This window comes from Microcoleus sp. B4-C2 (assembly GCF_036705265.1).
GTDB lineage: Bacteria > Cyanobacteriota > Cyanobacteriia > Cyanobacteriales > Microcoleaceae > Microcoleus.
This window is the reverse complement of record NZ_JAUBUB010000056.1, coordinates 1-18754: the sequence shown is the minus strand read 5'-3', so window position 1 is coordinate 18754 and position 18754 is coordinate 1. Positions and strand designations below refer to the sequence as shown.

Below are 18754 nucleotides of genomic sequence, written 5' to 3'. Positions count from 1 at the left end.
CACGGATGACTATCCGGGTTTGGAGCTTTTCAAAAGTTGCATTATTTTTTTTAACAGGTATCAGATTCATATTAATAAAAAAAAATTAGTTTAAAGACTAAATATTCCTCCGGGTGCTTATGGTGCACCTTACCCAAAATCTTCCTCCGGGTGTGCAGTGCACACCTTTCCCAACATAAAACAGGTCGAAAAGATTTGTTGACCTGATTCCCAAGCGGTAGTTTTAATTAAATGGGGGGAGGAAAAAGTCGGACATAAGCCGGGTTCTGTTCTCTCAACTGCAAGCAGTTTTCGAGGGCAGTTATCTATCTGGGACGCCTGTTACCAGACGCCTCAAGCGGTACCAAAAAACGGAACTGGTAAAAAACCAACCATAGTCCCTCCGACCTTGCTCCCAACTGGGGTTTACCGAGCCAGCACCTCTCGATGCTGCTGGTGCGCTCTTACCGCACCTTTGCACCCTTACCAAATTAGTTGTTGCTTCCCAGTCAAAAATCCTCAGTTACTTACTAATGACCAATGACTGCTGACTAATGACTAATTGGCGGTATCTTTCTGTGGCACTATCCTCACGATCGCTCGCACTGGGCGTTACCCAGCAAGTTTGGTTTTTCGGGAGCCCGGACTTTCCTCAGACAAGCTTTCGCTAATCCGCAACCGCCTGCGCCTACTTTTTCCCCAGATTTATTGTACGCGATCGTTCGTCAATCTATTTGGGATTTGAGATTGAATATTTTAAATTGTCGCCCACTTAACTTGGACATTTGTGTTTATTCTCACATCTGGCACTATTGTCAATAAGCTTTTTATGAACAGGCAAGATGCCTGTTCCACAAAAAATAAACTTGATTGTGGAACAGGCATCTTGCCTGTTCTTGAGAATGGTGCAACATCTCAGTTTATTCAAACTCTTGTACTGTGGGCCCGAAAGCCCGCCCAACAATTAAATTTCCCTGCAACTCGCTTAAAATCACTCACCGATCAATCAGGGGGCACAAAAGTTGGCAATGATCATGCCAGGATTTACCGCACGGATTCAACTAGGGGCAGGAAACTTTTTCACCTAACAGGATTTTGAATTCTTCAATCTTTAATCCCCAATCTTATATCTTCAATTCGGTTACTTTAATGAGTCATCTTTGATAGTAGAAAAATTATCAAACCAGCCGCGGCGCCAGAAAAAGTAAACTAAAGCAGAGGCGATTCCTACCATAACAGCCCAACACAGCGGATAGCCAAAATACCAATTCAGCTCCGGCATATTCAAGGGCGATTTCTCTGTATTGAAATTCATCCCGTATACTCCCGCCACAAAAGTTAGAGGAATAAAGATACTAGAAATCACCGTCAGCAATTTCATGATTTCATTCATTTTATTACCAACCGAAGACAAGTAAACATCCATCAAACCAGAAGACAACTCTCGATAGGTTTCCACCATATCCATCACCTGCACCGTGTGATCGTAACAGTCCCGCAGGTAAATTCGCACCTCTGGACTAATCAAATCACTACTATCTCGAATCAAAACATTAATTGCATCCCGCTGCGGCCAAATAGCGCGGCGCAGAGTCAGCAATTCTCGCCGGATTTTATAGATTTTTTCCAGGGTGCTGCGGGTGGGGTTCACCACCACTTCATCCTCTAATTCTTCAATGCGCTCTCCGTAAACTTCTAATACAGGGAAAAATCCATCTATAATCGCATCTAACAGAGTATAAGCTAGATAATCTGCTCCGTGCTTGCGAATAGTTCCTTGTCCTTTACGAATGCGATCGCGCACGGGTTCAAAACAATCATAGTCGGGTTCTTCCTGAACAGTTAACAGGTAATGTTTCCCCAAAATCAAACTCACTTGTTCTTTATGAAAATTCTCTGAATTCGGCTTAAGTATCACCATCCAGGCAATGATTAAAATGTGCTGTTCATAGTCTACAACTTTCGGTCGCTGGGGAACATTAACCACATCTTCCTGAGCCATTACGTGCAAATTAAAGACTTTACCCATGTGGCGCCAAGTTTCTTTGTTTCCTAATCCCAACATATCAACCCAAGAAACAGATGCTGTCTCTAAATAGGCCGAAGCTTCTTGAGGATTTGCCAATTTGCCGCGAGTAGCTGCTGTTTCGCAATAGTCAATTAATACAATCTCCGGAGGCGGCGCATCGGGTTCTAAGTCGAGAGTTCCCGGCGGAGCCCCCTGATCGTCATAAAAATAGTCAACATAGGAATCGTCATCATCTTCTTCTTTAATGTATTTTGCAACGGCATTAGAAGTATGTAGGCTTTTGTATACCATGCTAATATTCCTGACTTTTAGAACCTTTAATTAGATTATCATTTTTCTGGTGCAACTACCAATTACCAATGACTCATTACCTCTGCCGAATTGGAATCTCGATCGCAAATTCAGTTCCCTCTCCAGGCGCGGAAATGCAATGCAGCGTCCCTCCGTGTCTTTCCACCACAATCTGATAGGAGATAGACAGTCCCAAACCTGTACCTTTGCCTACTGGTTTAGTAGTAAAAAACGGGTCAAATACCCGACACTTAACAGGCTCTGCCATGCCATACCCGTTATCTGAAATTACGATCGCCACCCGATTGTTCTCCAGCAACTCCGTGCGAATCCGAATCCACGGCAATGCCGCGCAACTTAAAGGTAAACTAGGAAAATCTTGCCGCTCCTCTTCCGAATAACTAGACAATTCCAACTTCCGCTGCCTGACATCTGCTAAAGCATCAACAGCATTATTTAAAATATTCATAAACACTTGATTTAACTGTCCCACGTAGCACTGTATCTGCGGTAATTTCCCATATTCTTTAACTATTTGAATATGACGATTTCTGCCATTTTCTTTAATCTTGTGTTGCAAAATCAACAGAGCACTGTCTATTCCTTCGTGAATATTAACACGCTTAAGATCGGATTCTTCCAGGCGGGAAAAGTTACGCAAAGACAGAACTATTTGGCGAATGCGATCGGCTCCAGTTTGAATTGAATTCAGGAGGTGCGGGAAATCCTCTTTCATGAATTCCAGTTCTATTTCTGCTGCCAAATCTTGGATAACCGCAACAGGTTCCGGGTAGTGTGCTTGGTACAAACTGCACAGTTCCAGCAAGTTTTTGGCATACTCACTAGCGTAAGTGATATTACCGTAAATAAAACTGACAGGATTATTGATTTCGTGAGCAATTCCCGCCACTAGCTGTCCCAAACCAGACATTTTTTCCGCTTGAATTAGTTGAGCTTGAGTCCTGCCTAATTGTTTCAATGTTTGCTCTAGCTGGCGATTTTTATGTTTTAATTGAGCTTCGGCTTGTTTGCGCTTGGTAATATTGCGAGCTAGAATAATAATCTGATCTGAATTAAACGGCAACAGTCGGGCTTCATAAGTTGTTTCTCCTTCCGACATGGAAAGCGAATATTCTATATCGATGGAATTTCTTGTTTCGGAAACTTCAAAGATTGCTTGGGTAAATTGGCAGGCGACATTGTGTGGCAATATGTCGGTCATTCGTTGACCAATAAAATGTTCGGGAGGCACGTATAAAACCGAGGAAGTTCCTGACAAATAATCCACGATTATACCGTCAGCATCTAGTCGAAAATACAAATCAGGCAAAGCGCGAAAAACAGCTTCTAACTCTAAAGTTTTTTGGCGCAATGCTTCCTCGGCGTAGTACCGATCGCTAATATCAAAAATCACCCCGTCCAAATAGCAAACGTTTCCCTCTGCGTCGAACACAGGAGAACCCTTATCCCAAACCCATTTAACCGTGCCGTCTGCTGCTAGCAAGCGGTATTCCAAGTTATAAGACTCTTTGTTTTCTATGCCTTGCCGAATAGTTGCTTCTACTTTTGCCAAATCTTCCGGGTAAATAATACTAGCAAAAGTCCGGCTTCTCCTGTCCAAAACCCAAATAAAATCTGCCGCATGGTAGCCAGTTAATAAGTAAACGGCATCGCTAATAAAATTAGTCGAAAAATCGCACTTCCAGCGATAAACCACTCCGGGAATATTAGCTACCAAAGACCTAAATCTTGATTCACTTCTACGCAAAGCTGCTTCCGATTCATGTCGTTCGGTAATATCGTGAGCGAAAGCTAGCACTGCAAATACATTACCCTCAGCGTCGCGCAGGGGAAGTTTTTGGGTGTCCAAAATATGTACTGAACCGTCTGCAACAGTAGCCATATCGCAGGGATTGTGGATAATTTCGCCTGCCAGTACAGCAGAGTCGTCTGTGCGGAAGCCTCGGATATTTTTGGCAGAATTTCCAAACACTAGCTCTACTGAAAACCCTAAGTCTAAATCAGATTTGCTAAGGATTTCTTCGACTGTTTTACCAATCGATCGAGCGAAACTATTGTTGACCAAAATATAGCAAAAATTTTTGTCTTTGGCAAAAATCCAGTCGCTGGTTTTGTCTATAACTGTACGCAGGAATTGTTCGGAACGTTCGGTTTTTTCCAAAGCTACCTGCAGTTCTAGTTCTAGGCGCTTGCGAGCAGTAATGTTTTCAAAAGCAACACCGACGCAGTTGTTGGGTAATGGAAAAGCTTTAATAGAAAAAGCGCGAGTTATGCGGCCCCCTTCATCGCAGTCAATATCTTCAACTTCTACGGCTTTCTGGGTGCGAATTACAGAAGCAAATGCTTGGGGAATGTTTTTCGATCGCAGTTGGGGAAAAATCTCGTCGATTGTCATTCCCAAAACATCAGCCATTTCTAATCCGGTAAATAGGGTAGCTGCAGGATTGGAGGCGATCGCCCTGAGAGTGCTATCATCGTCTATATTTTCTAAATGGTAGACGTACAAACCAATTTGCATATTCTCGACAATTTGGTCGTAGAGGCGCACGCTTTCGTCTACCTGCCTGCGTTCGGTAATATCTTCAGTAATCCCCAAAACGTACTGAGGACGGCCTGCGGCGTCGAGAATTGGCACTTTGCGGGTGTGCAGTATTCTCATACCTTTGTGGCGAGTTTGGATCGGCTCTTCGGCTATGTCTTTAACATTAGATTGGTTGCGATCGCCTGTCAATATTTCCCTGTCTTGAGCAGTAAAAACATCAGCTTGTTCTTTGGGGTAAATATCGTAGTCATTTTTGCCGATCGCCTCTTGAGAAGTAACACCTGCGATCGTTTCTCCCGCTTTATTCCACAGCACAAATTTCAGCGAAGAAGCATCTTTAGCAAAAACTCCCACCGGCAGATTTTCTACTACGGAATTGAGGAACCCTCTCGCTGATTGTAATTCAGCTTCGGCACGCTTGCGTTCGATGCCTAAAGCGATGACATCAGCAACCGATGCTAAAGTTTCCTGAAAAGGTGCACTCAGCGGCTGGCGGCTGATAATTACCATGACTCCCACCAGCCGTTCTTCGACTATCAAAGGGTAGCCGGCGAAGGTTATAATTTGGTTGGGAATTTGGCAATTTGTCGGCTTTTGACTGGTGTTGATAATGGCTACTTCGGACTTTTGCGCCTCTGTTGCTTTCGGGGATTCTTCCTCTGGGAGTCCAAAATTGTTCAGTTCAAATCCGCAGTCAAATTCTGGTTTTTGCTGTTTGGCGATCGAGTTAACCTTACTTTCAATAAAGCTAGCCCGATCGTCTGTGCGGCTGTATATTCCCGATGCTGCTTGCAATTGGCAAACATTATGTTGAGTGTTGAAAGTCCAAATTTCCGCCGAAGTGACATCGAGATTTCGCACCAGTGCCTCGCAGCAGGGAAGCAGGATATCTTGAGGGTGTCTGGTGAGGGCAATACCCACATCGGCTACCATTGCTGTGAGGCGAGAAGCTTGGGCTTTTTCTGCTTCCAACCGTTTGCGATCGGTGATATCTTCCACCAAAGAAAGCACAGTAAAAGTGTCGCCGCTGCGAATAATCGAGTTGAACCAGCGACACCAAATTACCTGTCCGCTTTTAGTATAGTTGCGGTTAATTGAAGTATTGCCGTTGCCAGTGGCTAGTTCAAGCTCGATCGCGCTTACAGCCTCTCTATCTTCCTCGCAAACCAAAGCCAAATCGCCGAACTGCTTGCCCATCATATCATCGGATGTCCAGCCAAAGATTTCTTCGGCGCGTTTCGACCATTGAACGACCCGAAAATCTTCATCCCAGCCTACCATTGCCAGCGGACTGTTAGCTGCATTCAACCACAGTAAATGGTTCGATCGGCGCAACTGTTGAGTTTTCTGCTGCTGCCAGCGGTAATGCCTGGTGATATCTCTACCGACACCCAAAACCCGCATCTGCTTGCTAGAGGCATCCACCGCTGGCGTGTAAGCAGTTTCGTAAATTTTAATCCCGCCGTCTGCCGTCGTCACCTCATGAATTGCCAGCCGTTTTTCCCCGGTAATAAATACTTGTTGCAGGCAAGAATCAATCTGCGAGATTATATTTTTAACAGCAGCATTATTGGGATATAATTTTAATAATTCCTGATTAGTTTTGTTGACTATTTCAGCCGGCTCCAATCCCATCCAAGCAGCAGCGACTGGATTTATCGATAGGTACTTTTGCTGTCGATCGCACTCTAGGAAAGCATCAACAGAGTTAGAGAAAAAAGACTGAAACGAGTTGATAACTTCCTGCATGGGTATTTTTTCATGAGAAAAGCTTAATGATAAAAGCTTAGTATTGTGGAAACCTCGTGTCTAAAGACCGATCGAGGAAGCACGCATCAGGCAGTTTTAACCGCCTTGAATATTGATTATTGCTACAGGGGGCTACTTGGTCACTTGGTACTTTTGTGATCTCCTTTCAACGGAACAATTACCGTTTTAAATATTTCACGCGCGATCGCATAGCAGCTTGAGCTTACACCCATAATTTTGATAACGTAATCAGTTAAGACGATAGCTGGTCAACTATGTCTTTTGATTAGGGAATGAAACCCCATCTGTTCAGAGGGGTGTGCGGACTTGCAAGTTAAGCTCTAAAATTTTCCTAAAGTTAGTTTAACCCACTCCAATTTTTTTGCACACTTTACGGCTGCGTTTCCCGGTGCAATTTTCGGCGCTGTTGCCTATAATACAAAAATTTTAAAGAAATAGTATTTTTGGCAATATAGCTTAATTACAGCAGATGCTTTTTTTTAAACCAGACCCAGCGGATACAAAAGCGAGATCGAGAGACGGGGAGACGGGGAGGTGGGCAGAGGCTAATCCACAACCTGCGAGAAAAATGCTTCAGAAATGCCCGACAGCTTACCGATTCCCAATTCCCAATTCCCGATTCCCAATTCCCGATTCCCAATTCCCAATTCGGTAATCTGAAAGCGGTGTGGCAGTACGCCCAGCAAAGAACGCAAGCCGTGCAAAGCCATGTAACATAAAGATTGCGATATTTTTCTATGTAATATGGAACTATTAGATACCTTGATTGTGGGTGCGGGTATTAGCGGTTTGAGTTTGGCGCACGCACTTCACAAGGAAACAACGAGTGCATCGCCGCTGAAGATTTTAGTCGCTGAGAGTCAGGGACGTGTGGGCGGGAACATCACCACTGTGACAGCCGAAGGGTTTCTCTGGGAGGAGGGCCCGAACAGTTTTTCGCCGACGCCGGAATTGATGAAGTTGGCTGTGGATGTGGGATTGAAGCAGGAGTTGATTTTTGCCGATCGCAAATTGCCTCGTTTTGTTTATTGGCAAAAAAAGCTGCAACCGGTGCCGATGACTCCACCTGCGATGATTCAGTCTCAGTTACTGAGTTTTCCGGGGAAACTGCGGGCGTTGTTCGGGGCTTTGGGATTTGTCGCGCCGGCAATGGGCGCTGGACTTTCGCAGCAGGGTGACGAGGAAACTGTTTCTCAATTTTTCCGCCGTCATCTGGGGCAGGAAGTGATGCAGCGGTTGGTGGAACCTTTTGTTTCTGGGGTTTATGCGGGCGATCCGCAACAACTTAGCGCGGCGGCGGCTTTTGGCCGGGTAGCAAAGATGGCTGATCTGGGTGGCGGGCTGGTGGCGGGGGCGCTGCTTTCTGCTAGGAAAAGACCGAAGAAATTGCCCGCAGACCCGAATGTTCCTAAAACTAGGCCGGGGGAGTTGGGTTCGTTTAAACAGGGGTTGAAGGCTTTGCCAGAGGCGATCGCTGCTGAATTGGGCGATCGAGTGAAACTCAACTGGCATCTGACTCGCCTCGATCGTACAGAACGCGAAACTTACATTGCTGTATTCTCGACGCCCGACGGACAGCAGGAAGTTGAGGCGCGCACCGTGGTTTTGACAACGCCGGCTTACGTTACAGCCGATTTGTTGCAGCCTCTGCAACCGGAAGTTAGCAGTGCTTTACACGCTTTTACTTATCCTACGGTTGCCTGCGTTGTATTAGCCTATCCGCAGTCGGATATCAAGGGTAAATTAGTAGGTTTTGGAAATTTAATTCCGAGGGGGCAGGGAATTCGCACTCTGGGGACGATTTGGACATCCAGTTTATTTGCTGATCGCACGCCTGCGGGCTGGCACACTCTCACCAGTTTCATCGGCGGGGCTACAGACTCGGAAATTGGCAATCTCGACTCAGAAGAAATCGTTCGGGAGGTGCACCGAGATTTGTCTCGGATTTTGCTGAAACCAGATGTGCCACAGCCTAAAGTTTTAGCGGTGAATGTGTGGAAGCGGGCGATTCCTCAGTACAATTTGGGGCATTTCGATCGCCTGCAACAAATCGATGAAGGCTTAAAATCTTTGCCGGGGGTGTATTTGTGCAGTAACTACGTTGGCGGCGTGGCTTTGGGAGATTGCGTGCGAAGGGGTTTTGAGCGTGCACGAGAAGTGGGCGAGTATTTGCAGAACAAACAATCAGATACTCGATCGATCTGAATTCTTGTGTGGGGAGGGCGGGTTTACCGAAAAAATGGGTTTAAAGCCCCGTCCTTACAGGACGGCTTTAATTCCGTCAAAACTGTGAATTAGTTTTTATATCCATCATAGCGACGTAAATGTTAGTATTTGAAGCCAAGCTAGAAGGAAAGAGGGAGCAGTACGAACGGCTAGACGAAGCCATTCGTACTGCTCGCTTTATTCGTAATAGCTGCATCAGGTACTGGATGGACACAAAAGGTGTAGGTCGCTATGACTTAAGCGCTTATTGTGCAGTCTTAGCCAGGGAATTTCCTTGGGCAGCCAAGCTTAACTCAATGGCTAGGCAGGCTTCGGCCGAAAGAGCTTGGTCAGCGATTGCACGGTTTTTCGACAACTGCAAAAAAGCAAAACCCGGAAAGAAAGGTTTTCCCCGTTTCAAAAAGCATGAAACGCACGGTTCTGTTGAATACAAGACTTGCGGATGGAAGCTTTCTGACGACAGGCGAAATATAACTTTCACCGACGAATTTAAAGCAGGAAGTTTTAAATTATGGGGAACTCGTGACCTACACTTTTATCAGCTAAGTCAAGTCAAGCGGGTTCGCGTAGTTCGTCGAGCCGATGGATACTACGTGCAATTCTGTATTGATGCCGAACGAAATGAAAAGCGGGAACCTACGGGACGAACCATTGGTTTAGACGTAGGGTTAACGCACTTCTATACAGACTCTGACGGAAACACCGTAGAGAATCCACGTCATTTGAGAAAGTCCCAGAGGTCGCTTAAAAAGCTTAATCGCAGGCTTTCTAGAACGCAGAAAGGCTCTAAAAATAGAGCTAAGGCTCGGAATCATTTAAGTAGAAAACACCTCAAGGTAAGTAGGCGGCGTAAAGACTTTGCCGTGAAATTAGCAAGGTGCGTAGTCCAGTCCAACGACTTGGTAGCCTAGGTCGACTTGTCGGTGCGTAACATGGTTAAAAATAAAAAGCTGTCCAAGTCTATATCAGATGCAGCCTGGACAGCTTTTAGGAATTGGGTTGAATATTTTGGCAAAGTATTTGGGGTGGCGACTGTTGCAGTACCGCCTCACTATACAAGCCAAAACTGTTCTAGTTGCGGGAAAGTGGCGAAGAAATCGTTAAGTCAAAGAACACATATTTGTCCGCATTGTGGATTTGTTTTAGACCGAGATTGGAATGCGGCTCGCAACATATTAGAACTAGGATTGCGTACCGTAGGGCATACGGGAACCTCAAACGCCTCTGGAGATATCGACCTCTGTTTGAATGAGGAGACTCTTTCAAATAAGTCGGGTCGCCGAAAGAGGAAGCCTAAACAGTGATGTTTAGAATCACCGTGGCTTTAGCGGGCGTGAGAATGTCAAAAATATCGAGTATGTTAATCAGAGATATTGGTGAACCCGCCCCTATACAGCCTTCTGCCTGGTGTGCCGACGGACGTGCCGGCGAATGCTACTAGGTTGTTGGCTCAAACTTGTAACCCACCCCCCTGACGGTTTGAATCATCGGCATTTGATTAGGATCTAGTTCAATTTTGCGGCGAATTTGACCGATATGGACATCCACCACGCGATCGGCTCCTACATACTCGTAGTCCCACACTTCATGCAGCAATTCCGATCGCCTCCACACGCGACCGGGTTTGCTGGCCAAACAGTACAACAGGTCGAATTCTAAAGCAGTCAAAGCAAGTATCTGACTGCCGAGAATTACCTCGCGGCGAACCGGATCTATTAGTAGCTCTCCAAAAGTAAGACTTTGTTGTTCCGCGGGAGTAACAATGCGTTTGCGTTTCAAAATTGCTGCAACGCGAGCTCCAATCTCTACAAGACTAAAAGGTTTAGTAATGTAGTCGTCAGCACCTTCGGCAAACCCTTTCATTTTGTCAGCTTCATCGGTTCGGGCAGTCAGCATCAACACAAACACGCCCGTGCGTCTTTGCATTTCTTGACACAGTTTATAGCCAGTTGTATCAGGTAAATTTACATCTAGAACTACTAAGTCAGGATTGAGTTGCTCAAATAATTCCAGACCAGTCTGACCGTCCTCGCCAGACTCAACTTGATAACCTTGCTGGCTCAAAAAACGGTGAATTAAATTTCGGATTGCCGGGTCGTCATCAACCACAAGGATTTTTACAGGGGCCATGACCACAAGTTTGCTTGAAGAATTAGGCAAGAATATTCAGCCATAATAATAGAAAACTGGATACAAATCTCGAAAAAATTGAGCTTTTAATAGTTATAGCCATATTTATAACCTACGCAAGATTTCGGGCAATAAATCTCCGGGAACTTTGGATAAGGCTAAATTTTGGCCTGGCAGCCCACATTCACTATAGAAAGCTCTAATCGTTTTGACAATATAGCTCAATGCTGTTTGCCGGGAATCAGCAGCTTGGGAGTTTGCCGTGGCTTGCAGGTTGAGTTTATCCCCATATATTAACCCTTTGTCATTGAGATATTGTCCCCATTCGGCGCACACTTGCAACTGGTGGTGCAGTGCTGCTTCTAGATGGCTTGTCTGTGCGACTTTATTAGTGGCGAAATCTGGGTCGGTGGCTAGTTGATAGTGGGCTAGTCCGAGATTGTTGCGGGCGGCCAAGGCGTCAAAGGTGAGTTGGGTTCGATCGAGCTTTCCGGCGATATCCAAGGCGGCTTCGTAGGCGGTAATCGCCTGCTGCAATGATTCCGTCCGCGCCTGTTTCTGCTGAAACTGGTTCGCCAAATGCCAATAAGCGGTACCGAGATTGTTGTAGGTGGCTGCTGCTGCTGCGGGTACTAATTCGCGGGTGCGGTATTTCAATGCTTCGCGGTAGGCGGAAATCGCCCTGACTAGCAGGGGTTCTGAGGGTTGGTGCTGGGCGAGGTTCCAGCAGGCGGTACCGAGGTTGTTTTGCACTCCGGCATAGTTGAGGGGTTCTCGTTCGGGACTGTAACAGGAGAGGGCTTGGGTGTAAGCTGCGATCGCACTTTTGAGATATACGATCGGCTCACCATCTTGAGCTAAATTCCAGTATGCTGTCGCCAAATTATTCTGAGCAGCAGCGTACTGCTGAGGCTCCACGGCGGGATCGAGATCCAGCAGCGCTTGTTGGTAAGCTGCAACTGCGTGCTGCAAGTTCTCTGTCTTGTCTCGATAGCGGGCTAAATCTGCCGAGGCGATTCCCAAATTTTTGTTTAATCTAACGCGAGTTTGGGGTACGGTTTCGGCATCTGTTCGGTTCAAACCTTCAAGGTAGAGGGCGATACTGCGTTCAAGACAGGATACCGGATCTGAGGCGTTATGCTGCGTGCGATCGCGCGACAGCATCCAGTAGAGAGTGCCGAGATCGTTGAGCAAATCGGAAATTGGCGGTAGGGTGTGGGACTCCTGGGCGTACTGAGTTAAATTTTGTGTCAATTGGGCAATCAGCCGCGCGCATTCCTCAGTTAGTGGTTGATTTTGCTGCGACTTGCTGTCAATTTCGAGATACGCAATCACTTGTTCGATCGCACCAATGGCGATGGTCAGGTTTTGCTCTGAAATGTCTCCGCCCAGAATGCGATCGCGGTAATAATTTCCCAAACCGTGATAAGCCAAAGCTAATGCTTCACAACAACACTGATGTTCTTGCAGCAGTTCGATGTATTGCAGGGTTTGCAGCGGCAGAAAATTCTCCTCTGATGCGGGATTATTTTCGGCTGCCAAATCCTCAGAAGCTGCTGCTAAAACCAAATCTGCCAGTTGGACGGATTTAGAATCTGGCGCTGGGGACGGGGGATGGGAAATTGGGGATTGTTCGTCATCTGCCAGTTGGACGGATTTAGAATCAGGGGCTGGAGACGGGGGATGGGAAATTGGGAATTGTTCATCGGGAATTGGGGATTGTCCAGACAAAGAAGATATTAAAAGTTTGTTGCCAAAGTCTCCGCTGTCGCGCAGGTTTCGCAAGTCTCCTGAGTTTCCGAAGTCCTCAAAGTGCCCGAAGTCTTCCTTAGCTGGAGTTGGTTCGCCTTCAAACTCAAATACTCCGGTTCGCCAGTGCCAAAATTCTGGGGCCGATTGCTCGATCGAACTCAGCCAGGGGCGCGACACCCACAGCAACAGAGTAGACTCGCACATTTGCAGGTTTGCTTCGATGTCTCTCAAATAGCTCAGGAACGACCACTGCACGGCTGCTGACTGCCTTGTCAGGTGTTCTGCCCCGATAATTTGAAATCCCGGCAAAGGGCTGTAGCTGCCCCTGTTTTGGGGCGGTGGGTGTTGAGTCAGCCACGCGGCGATCGAACCCCAAGGATTTGGATCGCTCAAGTCGAGTTCCAAGCTGACAAATCGGGGGTAGTCGATCGGGGAGCGAGGATCGGAGCCTGCGCTCTCTGCGGCTAATTCTGTCTGCAAGCGGGCTGCCAGACAGTCTCGCAAGCACAAGTCGTCGCAGGCGGCAATAAAAATTTGACGGCGTAAATTGAGGTCGATCGCCTGTTTCAAGCGTTGGTAGATCAGCTTGTTCGAGCTAGAAACTTTTTGGGAAGGAATAGACATCAGGATCAGCCGATTTTAGATTTTAGATTTTAGATTTTGGATTGTAGATTTTAGATTGTAGAGTTGAAAGTTGAAAGTTGAAATCTCGATCGCTCATAACTCACAACTTGCGCCCCGAAGGCAGTCAATCGATTTTAGATTTTAGATTTTAGATTTTAGATTGAAGCCTTGACTTGCGCGAGATAAATACGTTCGGCAAGTTTCTCGGATACAGGTTTTTTATTTCTGGACGGATGAATCACGTGGCGGGTATCCTGGATGCGGGAATTGTCAATCGCACCGGTGATGACTAAAGGATTGTAGATTTTCAATTGGCAATTTTATGTGAGTGACGAACCCGTGTTAGTATTTGCAACCCAAGTCCCTGAACCCAACAGCCGAGAGGAAAACACCAAATTTATGCTGGTCTTATTTAGCTTTCGGGCTCGCTCGGCACGCTTCAGGATTGTCGCAACTACCTGCTTTGTATTGAAACACAAAAACCATGTTTCCTTGGGAAAGGAAAACATGGTTTCTCGAAGGATTATTTAAAATTGCGATTTGAAGCAGCTTTGAGTCTCAGGCCAGTTTTCAGACGGAGGCAGCCACGTACACCAAACCGGCGACTAACATGGCTGCTGCAATACCCATGATGATGTAGTTGCGTTGCTGATTTTTGTTGGGAGGTACGGCTTCATACACCTTCGGCTCTTTAGCAAAGTTGTTCAGGCGTCCATCGTCATCTTTGATGTAAGGCATCAGTCACAATCCTTAATATTTTTGATGCTTACAACTCTACCAAAAAAGCGCCCAGGAAAATTCAGGAATTTATTTGGATGTGACGGTGCCTGTTTGGGGGGAAGAGGCGATCGCGTAATCTTTGATCGGCATTCTGCCTGCTAAGTACGCCATCCGCCCCGCTTCTGCTGCCATGGACATTGCTTTTGCCATTGCCGGGGAATTTTGGGCATTGGCGATCGCCGAATTAATCAACAGTGCATCGGCTCCCATTTCCATTGCTCGCGCCGCTTCGCTGGGGGTTCCGATACCCGCATCGACTACCACAGGAACCTTCACCGTGTCAATAATTATTTGAATGTTGGCCGCATTATTGATCCCTTGCCCTGAACCTATGGGCGAACCTAAAGGCATTACTGTCGCACAACCGACTTCTTCTAGGCGTTTTGCCAGCAAGGGATCGGCATTGATGTAGGGCAAAACGGCAAAACCTTCTTTGACTAATTGTTCTGCAGCTTCCAAAGTGCCGATCGGATCGGGCAGCAAATATTTAGCATCGGGAATCACTTCTAATTTGACAAAATTATTGTCTTCTTGCCCTAAAAGTTTCGCCATTTCCCGCCCTAAACGAGCTACTCTAATCGCCTCATCCGCAGTTTGACAACCGGCAGTATTGGGCAGCATCCAAATTTTAGTCCAATCGAGAGCCTCTGCCAATCCTTCATGCCCCGGAGCATTTGTTTGCACTCGCCGCACAGCCACGGTAACAATTTCGCACCTGCTAGCGTTGACACTTTGCTGCATTTCTGCGATGCTGCGATATTTTCCCGTCCCCGTCATCAAGCGAGAATGAAAAGTTTTGCCTGCGATAACCAGAGGTTTGTCTGAGATAGTTAAGGGTGGCGCTATGTGTCCCTGTTTTGGGTCTCCAAAAATAGCATATTCTAGTCCCTTTTCCCATTCTTCTCTGCCTCCGAGCATATTTTCTAGCAGCCAACCTTCCTTATTGGTTAGTTCGTCCCGAGTTACTGCGTAGAGGATCTCTCCAACAATAATCAATCTTGCATCCCGCGGCATATTATTTTTTATACCGCTATTTACGATTTCTTCAAATTCTTGAAAAACGCTGCCCATTTTCCCATTCCTCTCTAGTAATTTTTAGAACAGATTGGTTGTTGAAAACCAAAATGATAGTTTGCATGAGATGCTTAACATCCCAATATATTGCTTGCCTGATGCCTTCGTCTATCTCTCGAATGTCGTAAATTTCTATATTTACGTGAAAAATGACTGCATTTGCACTTTGATTTTTGGCTTTTCCAAACCCTTCTTGTACTCTATTTTTTAGATTACTGGACTCTTTTGTTAATTCCTTAAATTCGCAAATTTGACCGTCAATCTCAGCATCTGGAGTTTTCGTTCCAGACGGTGCTTGCTCGCTCAAAAGTCTAACTCTCTTTCCCATTTTAGCCAAAACTTCAGCGACAAAACTTTCGGAATTATTAAGATTATGGTCTTGGTGGACGAGCACAAATCCGCCCGCTATCTCATCAAAATAATAGCGCCGATATTCGGGTTCTGCATTTTCGTAGATGGCTCTGCTTGTTTCGATATATTCTGAATTCACCGTTATTATACTGTCAATAGACTCCGAGCGGGTAGAGTTAAAGGTATGAAATCAACTGTTGAGCAACTGGCTAAAATTGGAATATTTGCCAGCTTAAACCAAACTGAATTAGAGCAATTGCAAGAACATACAGCAATTCGGACTTATCAACAGGGAGAAGTTGTGATGTATGAGGGCGATCGCATCCCGGAAAAATTATACACTCTTTTGAGCGGTTCTCTGCGGGTTGCAAAAACAGCGGCGGCGGGCAAAGAAACAATTCTCCGCACTTTATTTCAGGGAGATATTTTTGCAGCACCTGCTTTGCTAGGCAACGGCATTGCCCCCGCAACGGTGACTGCAGAAACTGATGTGGAAGTTCTTACCACAGAACGGGAAGTTTTGCTAGCAGCAATTCGGGAAAATCCTGAGATTGCCTTGCGAATATTGGCGGTGTTTAATCAGCGGTTGCAGCAACTGCACGAGACAGTGCACGGTTTGGTGTCGGAAAGGGCGATCGTGCGGCTGGCCCGATTTATTCATTACTTTGGCGTCGAGCAAGGTACGAAGCTTGCTGATAATAGTGTATGTTTAGAAAAACGTTTTCCCTACTATCAAATCGCTCGCAGTATTGGCATTACCTACGAAGAATGCGTGCGGTTATTTAAGAAACTCAAGCCGTTTGTATCCTACAGTCGAGGCGGTAAAATTATTGTATTGGATTGGGAAAAATTGGAGGATATCGCATCGGGAGAAGAAATAGAATAAATGTTAACATCGCAATTCTTGTAGGGGCGGGTTTCACAAACAATATTTGAGTGCAACTCACTATCTATATAAACCCGCCCCCGACAATCTGTGAATCGGGCGGGTTTATGAGATTATTGATTTTAGGCAATTATGGTTGGTAAAACCCGCCCCTACTGTGAATCGGGGCGGGTTGATGAGATTATTGATTTTAGGCAAGTATAAAACCCGCCCCCCAAGCAATATTGCAGAAATTAATGAGCCTCGGAAAGTGTCAAAATAAACGCCAAATTTTCTTCGGCTTTCAAAGCGTGAAGAGCTTTACCAGGCATGAAGACAAATACCCCCGGTTCCAAAACAATATCCTTGCCTTCAAGAGTCAAAATCCCCTTTCCTTCGATGACATTAACTGTGGCATTTCGTGCCGAAGAGTGTTCCGAAATTTCCGTTCCTGCAGCCAGACAAAATAAACTGTACTGACAATTTTTGTCTTTGACTAAAATTTTGTTCAGCACTCCGGCGGCGGGATATTCAATTGCGTCTCGGAGTTGGATTGCTGAAGATTGTAGCGGTAAAAGAGTAGTAGTCATAGTTTTTGACAATTAATTAATTTGGTCACAAGTCTCGAATTTATCAGTGGCTTCACTTTCTTCCATCGAAAATCGAAAATCGATTAATTTGGTCATGAACCCCCGGATTTATCAGTGGCTTCACTTTCTTCAATCGAAAATCAAAAATCGATTAATTTGGTCATGAACCCCCGGATTTATCAGTGGCTTCACTTTCTTCAATCGAAAATCAAAAATCGAAAATCGAAAATCGATTGAGTCGGTTAAGATTGTTTTTTAGCAGAGATAACGATGTAGCCTAGATCCTGTTGGTAATGCTGGAAAACTCGACGCATTGCTAAGATACGATCGCGAATTTGCGATCGACTTAAAATATTCCACACAATCCGCACAGTACCCACAAACCCTTCATCTTGCAGCATTCGCGACAAATTTAGGAGGCCCATCGCCCCGGTTTGACACTTTTCTACTTGCAAACCCGCCTTTTGGTAAGCAGCAATCCAGCCAGACTCAGACAAAGGCGTTGAATTAGCCCGAGTCACTTCTGATAAAGCTTTTTGAATTTCTGATTCTCGGTTTCTAGCTAAAAGTTCGTGAGAGAGAAATTTGCCGCCTGGTTTTAGCCGATCGCAAATTCCCGATACAATTTTAGCTTTCCCCGACGGCGACTGCATTGTCAGGATAGCTTCAGCCAACACCCAATCAAACTGTTGGGAAATCCGATCCAAGTGAAAAATATCTCCTTCGACAATTTCCACTCGATCGCTCAAACCCGCTGCTGCAACATTAGCACGAGCGCGGGCCACACTGTCGGGATTTTTCTCAACTCCCACTACTTTTACGCCAAAACGTTCAACAAGGGCGATCGAACTATATCCAAAACTAGCAGCCAACTCCAAAACAGTCTCCCCAGGCTGAAAATCCGCCCATTCAAATAACTGTTCCGTAGCAAGTTTCCCCCCCGGCCTCAGCATTTTCTTACCCGCCGCGGCCAGAACTTCATGTCCGGGTGCAGTCTTAAAATTGAGAGCAGTATTGGTCATTAAATTGACCTCCTATGTAACCTTAATCTCAGTTTACCAAATTCTGCCTAATCTTTCTATGATCTAGCTCATATTCAAATTATCGTAGGGTGTGTCCGCTCGATCAATTTTTGACATAACTGTAAAAATTTATGAGGCTGACGCACCCTACAATATCAGGAATTATACCATGTCCGCCCCTCAACAATTCGGACTGTTTTTGATTGCCAACAATACTTTCTGTCCAGAAGTGTTGAACGCTTATTGATAGGATTCTGAAAATAGACATACGAATCCTATAAAATGCTGATTTCAGCAATTGAAAACAAGTTCCTTAAACCAGTGAATATAGCTGATTTTCTCACACATAAAAGCCTGTAAATATCGTAATTTGTCTAAGAGTTTATTTCCAATTTTATCAGGAACTTCAACTAACTGAAGCAACAAATAACAAATCAAACAGGCAGAGATTTGGATCTTGATTCCATTAGTATTTTTAGTAATTATACGAGCCAATTTTAAATGCATTTTTAAGAATTTCCATAGCAATTCAATCTGCCATCGTCTGCGATAAATTTCTCCAATTTCGACCTTAGTGTATGCTAATTCTCCTGATTCAGGTAAATTAGTGACAAACCTAAATTCAGTTCGTGTTTCTAAATCTGAAAAAGTCACTAATCTTACTTGAACTTTTCGTTTGTCACTCCACACTTCATAAGTTCCATCCTC

The 18754-nt window shown here is 45.4% G+C and carries 15 protein-coding genes, 1 other RNA gene and 1 pseudogene; 5 read left to right on the top strand and 12 right to left on the bottom strand.

The genetic code is table 11. The features are described from left to right. Positions 1 to 240: 240 nt before the first annotated feature. An RNA gene (gene rnpB, locus QUB20_RS17050) (RNase P RNA component class A) lies at positions 241 to 674 on the bottom strand. Between the two features lie 147 nt (positions 675 to 821). On the opposite strand from rnpB, the gene QUB20_RS17045 reads away from it, so the two are divergent. Further along, positions 822 to 947 (top strand): hypothetical protein, encoded by a 126-nt coding sequence (locus QUB20_RS17045; protein ID WP_333291511.1) that lies wholly within the window; start codon positions 822 to 824, stop codon positions 945 to 947. A gap of 173 nt (positions 948 to 1120) precedes the next feature. On the opposite strand, the gene corA is transcribed toward QUB20_RS17045, so the two are convergent. The 3 genes from corA to QUB20_RS17030 form a co-directional block, all read right to left on the bottom strand. Next, entirely contained in the window at positions 1121 to 2299 is a 1179-nt protein-coding gene (corA, locus tag QUB20_RS17040; protein WP_333241019.1) for a magnesium/cobalt transporter CorA, read from the bottom strand. 76 nt (positions 2300 to 2375) lie between these two features. Continuing rightward, a complete protein-coding gene (locus tag QUB20_RS17035) occupies positions 2376 to 6611 on the bottom strand; it encodes a PAS domain S-box protein (protein WP_333249461.1) in 4236 nt (1411 codons plus the stop codon). Between the two features lie 566 nt (positions 6612 to 7177). Next, the gene (locus tag QUB20_RS17030) at positions 7178 to 7342 is read right to left on the bottom strand and encodes a hypothetical protein (RefSeq protein WP_333051403.1); all 165 of its coding nucleotides are present in this window, start codon (positions 7340 to 7342) and stop codon (positions 7178 to 7180) included. A 34-nt stretch (positions 7343 to 7376) separates the two neighbouring features. Here QUB20_RS17030 and hemG point away from each other — a divergent pair, with 34 nt between their 5' ends. The 3 genes and pseudogenes from hemG (at position 7377) to QUB20_RS17015 (ending at position 10299) form a co-directional block, all read left to right on the top strand. After that, positions 7377 to 8837, top strand: a complete 1461-nt coding sequence (gene hemG / locus QUB20_RS17025; protein WP_333249463.1) for a protoporphyrinogen oxidase — start codon at positions 7377 to 7379, stop codon at positions 8835 to 8837. 119 nt (positions 8838 to 8956) lie between these two features. Then, positions 8957 to 10162, top strand: a pseudogene (locus QUB20_RS17020) (RNA-guided endonuclease InsQ/TnpB family protein). Further along, positions 10159 to 10299: a hypothetical protein gene (locus tag QUB20_RS17015; RefSeq protein ID WP_333291509.1), complete on the top strand. Its 141-nt coding sequence runs from the start codon at positions 10159 to 10161 to the stop codon at positions 10297 to 10299. The pseudogene QUB20_RS17020 and the gene QUB20_RS17015 overlap by 4 nt, the downstream one beginning before the upstream one ends. Here QUB20_RS17015 and QUB20_RS17010 read toward each other — a convergent pair. The 5 genes from QUB20_RS17010 to QUB20_RS16990 all read right to left on the bottom strand — a co-directional run bounded on the left by QUB20_RS17010 (position 10296) and on the right by QUB20_RS16990 (position 15708). Beyond that, the gene (locus QUB20_RS17010; protein WP_333249465.1) at positions 10296 to 10988 is read right to left on the bottom strand and encodes a response regulator transcription factor; all 693 of its coding nucleotides are present in this window, start codon (positions 10986 to 10988) and stop codon (positions 10296 to 10298) included. The two genes, QUB20_RS17015 and QUB20_RS17010, sit on opposite strands and share 4 nt — an antisense overlap. A 105-nt stretch (positions 10989 to 11093) precedes the next feature. After that, on the bottom strand, positions 11094 to 13364 hold the full coding sequence (locus QUB20_RS17005) for a hypothetical protein (protein WP_333249467.1): 2271 nt from the start codon (positions 13362 to 13364) through the stop codon (positions 11094 to 11096). A gap of 570 nt (positions 13365 to 13934) precedes the next feature. Next, on the bottom strand, positions 13935 to 14102 hold the full coding sequence (psb34, locus tag QUB20_RS17000; protein ID WP_106333461.1) for a photosystem II assembly protein Psb34: 168 nt from the start codon (positions 14100 to 14102) through the stop codon (positions 13935 to 13937). A 69-nt stretch (positions 14103 to 14171) separates the two neighbouring features. Then, a complete protein-coding gene (locus QUB20_RS16995) occupies positions 14172 to 15215 on the bottom strand; it encodes a thiazole synthase (protein ID WP_333249469.1) in 1044 nt (347 codons plus the stop codon). Then, positions 15190 to 15708: a CdiA C-terminal domain-containing protein gene (locus QUB20_RS16990; protein ID WP_333249471.1), complete on the bottom strand. Its 519-nt coding sequence runs from the start codon at positions 15706 to 15708 to the stop codon at positions 15190 to 15192. The genes QUB20_RS16995 and QUB20_RS16990 overlap by 26 nt, the downstream gene beginning before the upstream one ends. Positions 15709 to 15753: 45 nt before the next feature. Here QUB20_RS16990 and QUB20_RS16985 point away from each other — a divergent pair, with 45 nt between their 5' ends. Then, positions 15754 to 16455 (top strand): Crp/Fnr family transcriptional regulator, encoded by a 702-nt coding sequence (locus QUB20_RS16985; protein WP_333249474.1) that lies wholly within the window; start codon positions 15754 to 15756, stop codon positions 16453 to 16455. Between the two features lie 233 nt (positions 16456 to 16688). Here the strand turns inward: QUB20_RS16985 and QUB20_RS16980 are convergent, their stop codons facing one another. The 3 genes from QUB20_RS16980 to QUB20_RS16970 all read right to left on the bottom strand — a co-directional run. Next, entirely contained in the window at positions 16689 to 17024 is a 336-nt protein-coding gene (locus tag QUB20_RS16980; protein ID WP_333051396.1) for a cupin domain-containing protein, read from the bottom strand. A 242-nt stretch (positions 17025 to 17266) separates the two neighbouring features. Beyond that, positions 17267 to 18046 carry a class I SAM-dependent methyltransferase gene (locus QUB20_RS16975; RefSeq protein WP_333051394.1) on the bottom strand — a complete coding sequence of 260 codons (780 nt, stop codon included), beginning with the start codon at positions 18044 to 18046 and terminating at the stop codon, positions 17267 to 17269. A gap of 291 nt (positions 18047 to 18337) precedes the next feature. Next, a partial coding sequence (locus tag QUB20_RS16970) for a transposase (RefSeq protein WP_333291507.1) occupies positions 18338 to 18754 on the bottom strand: 417 nt, incomplete at its 5' end.

Coding starts and splice junctions, on each gene's coding strand:
- QUB20_RS17045 (WP_333291511.1), top strand. CDS start 822: ATGCCTGTTCCACAAAAAATAAACTTGATTGTGGAACAGGCATCTTGC.
- corA (WP_333241019.1), bottom strand. CDS start 2,299: ATGGTATACAAAAGCCTACATACTTCTAATGCCGTTGCAAAATACATT.
- QUB20_RS17035 (WP_333249461.1), bottom strand. CDS start 6,611: ATGCAGGAAGTTATCAACTCGTTTCAGTCTTTTTTCTCTAACTCTGTT.
- QUB20_RS17030 (WP_333051403.1), bottom strand. CDS start 7,342: ATGGCTTTGCACGGCTTGCGTTCTTTGCTGGGCGTACTGCCACACCGC.
- hemG (WP_333249463.1), top strand. CDS start 7,377: ATGGAACTATTAGATACCTTGATTGTGGGTGCGGGTATTAGCGGTTTG.
- QUB20_RS17010 (WP_333249465.1), bottom strand. CDS start 10,988: ATGGCCCCTGTAAAAATCCTTGTGGTTGATGACGACCCGGCAATCCGA.
- QUB20_RS17005 (WP_333249467.1), bottom strand. CDS start 13,364: ATGTCTATTCCTTCCCAAAAAGTTTCTAGCTCGAACAAGCTGATCTAC.
- psb34 (WP_106333461.1), bottom strand. CDS start 14,102: ATGCCTTACATCAAAGATGACGATGGACGCCTGAACAACTTTGCTAAA.
- QUB20_RS16995 (WP_333249469.1), bottom strand. CDS start 15,215: ATGGGCAGCGTTTTTCAAGAATTTGAAGAAATCGTAAATAGCGGTATA.
- QUB20_RS16985 (WP_333249474.1), top strand. CDS start 15,754: ATGAAATCAACTGTTGAGCAACTGGCTAAAATTGGAATATTTGCCAGC.
- QUB20_RS16980 (WP_333051396.1), bottom strand. CDS start 17,024: ATGACTACTACTCTTTTACCGCTACAATCTTCAGCAATCCAACTCCGA.
- QUB20_RS16975 (WP_333051394.1), bottom strand. CDS start 18,046: ATGACCAATACTGCTCTCAATTTTAAGACTGCACCCGGACATGAAGTT.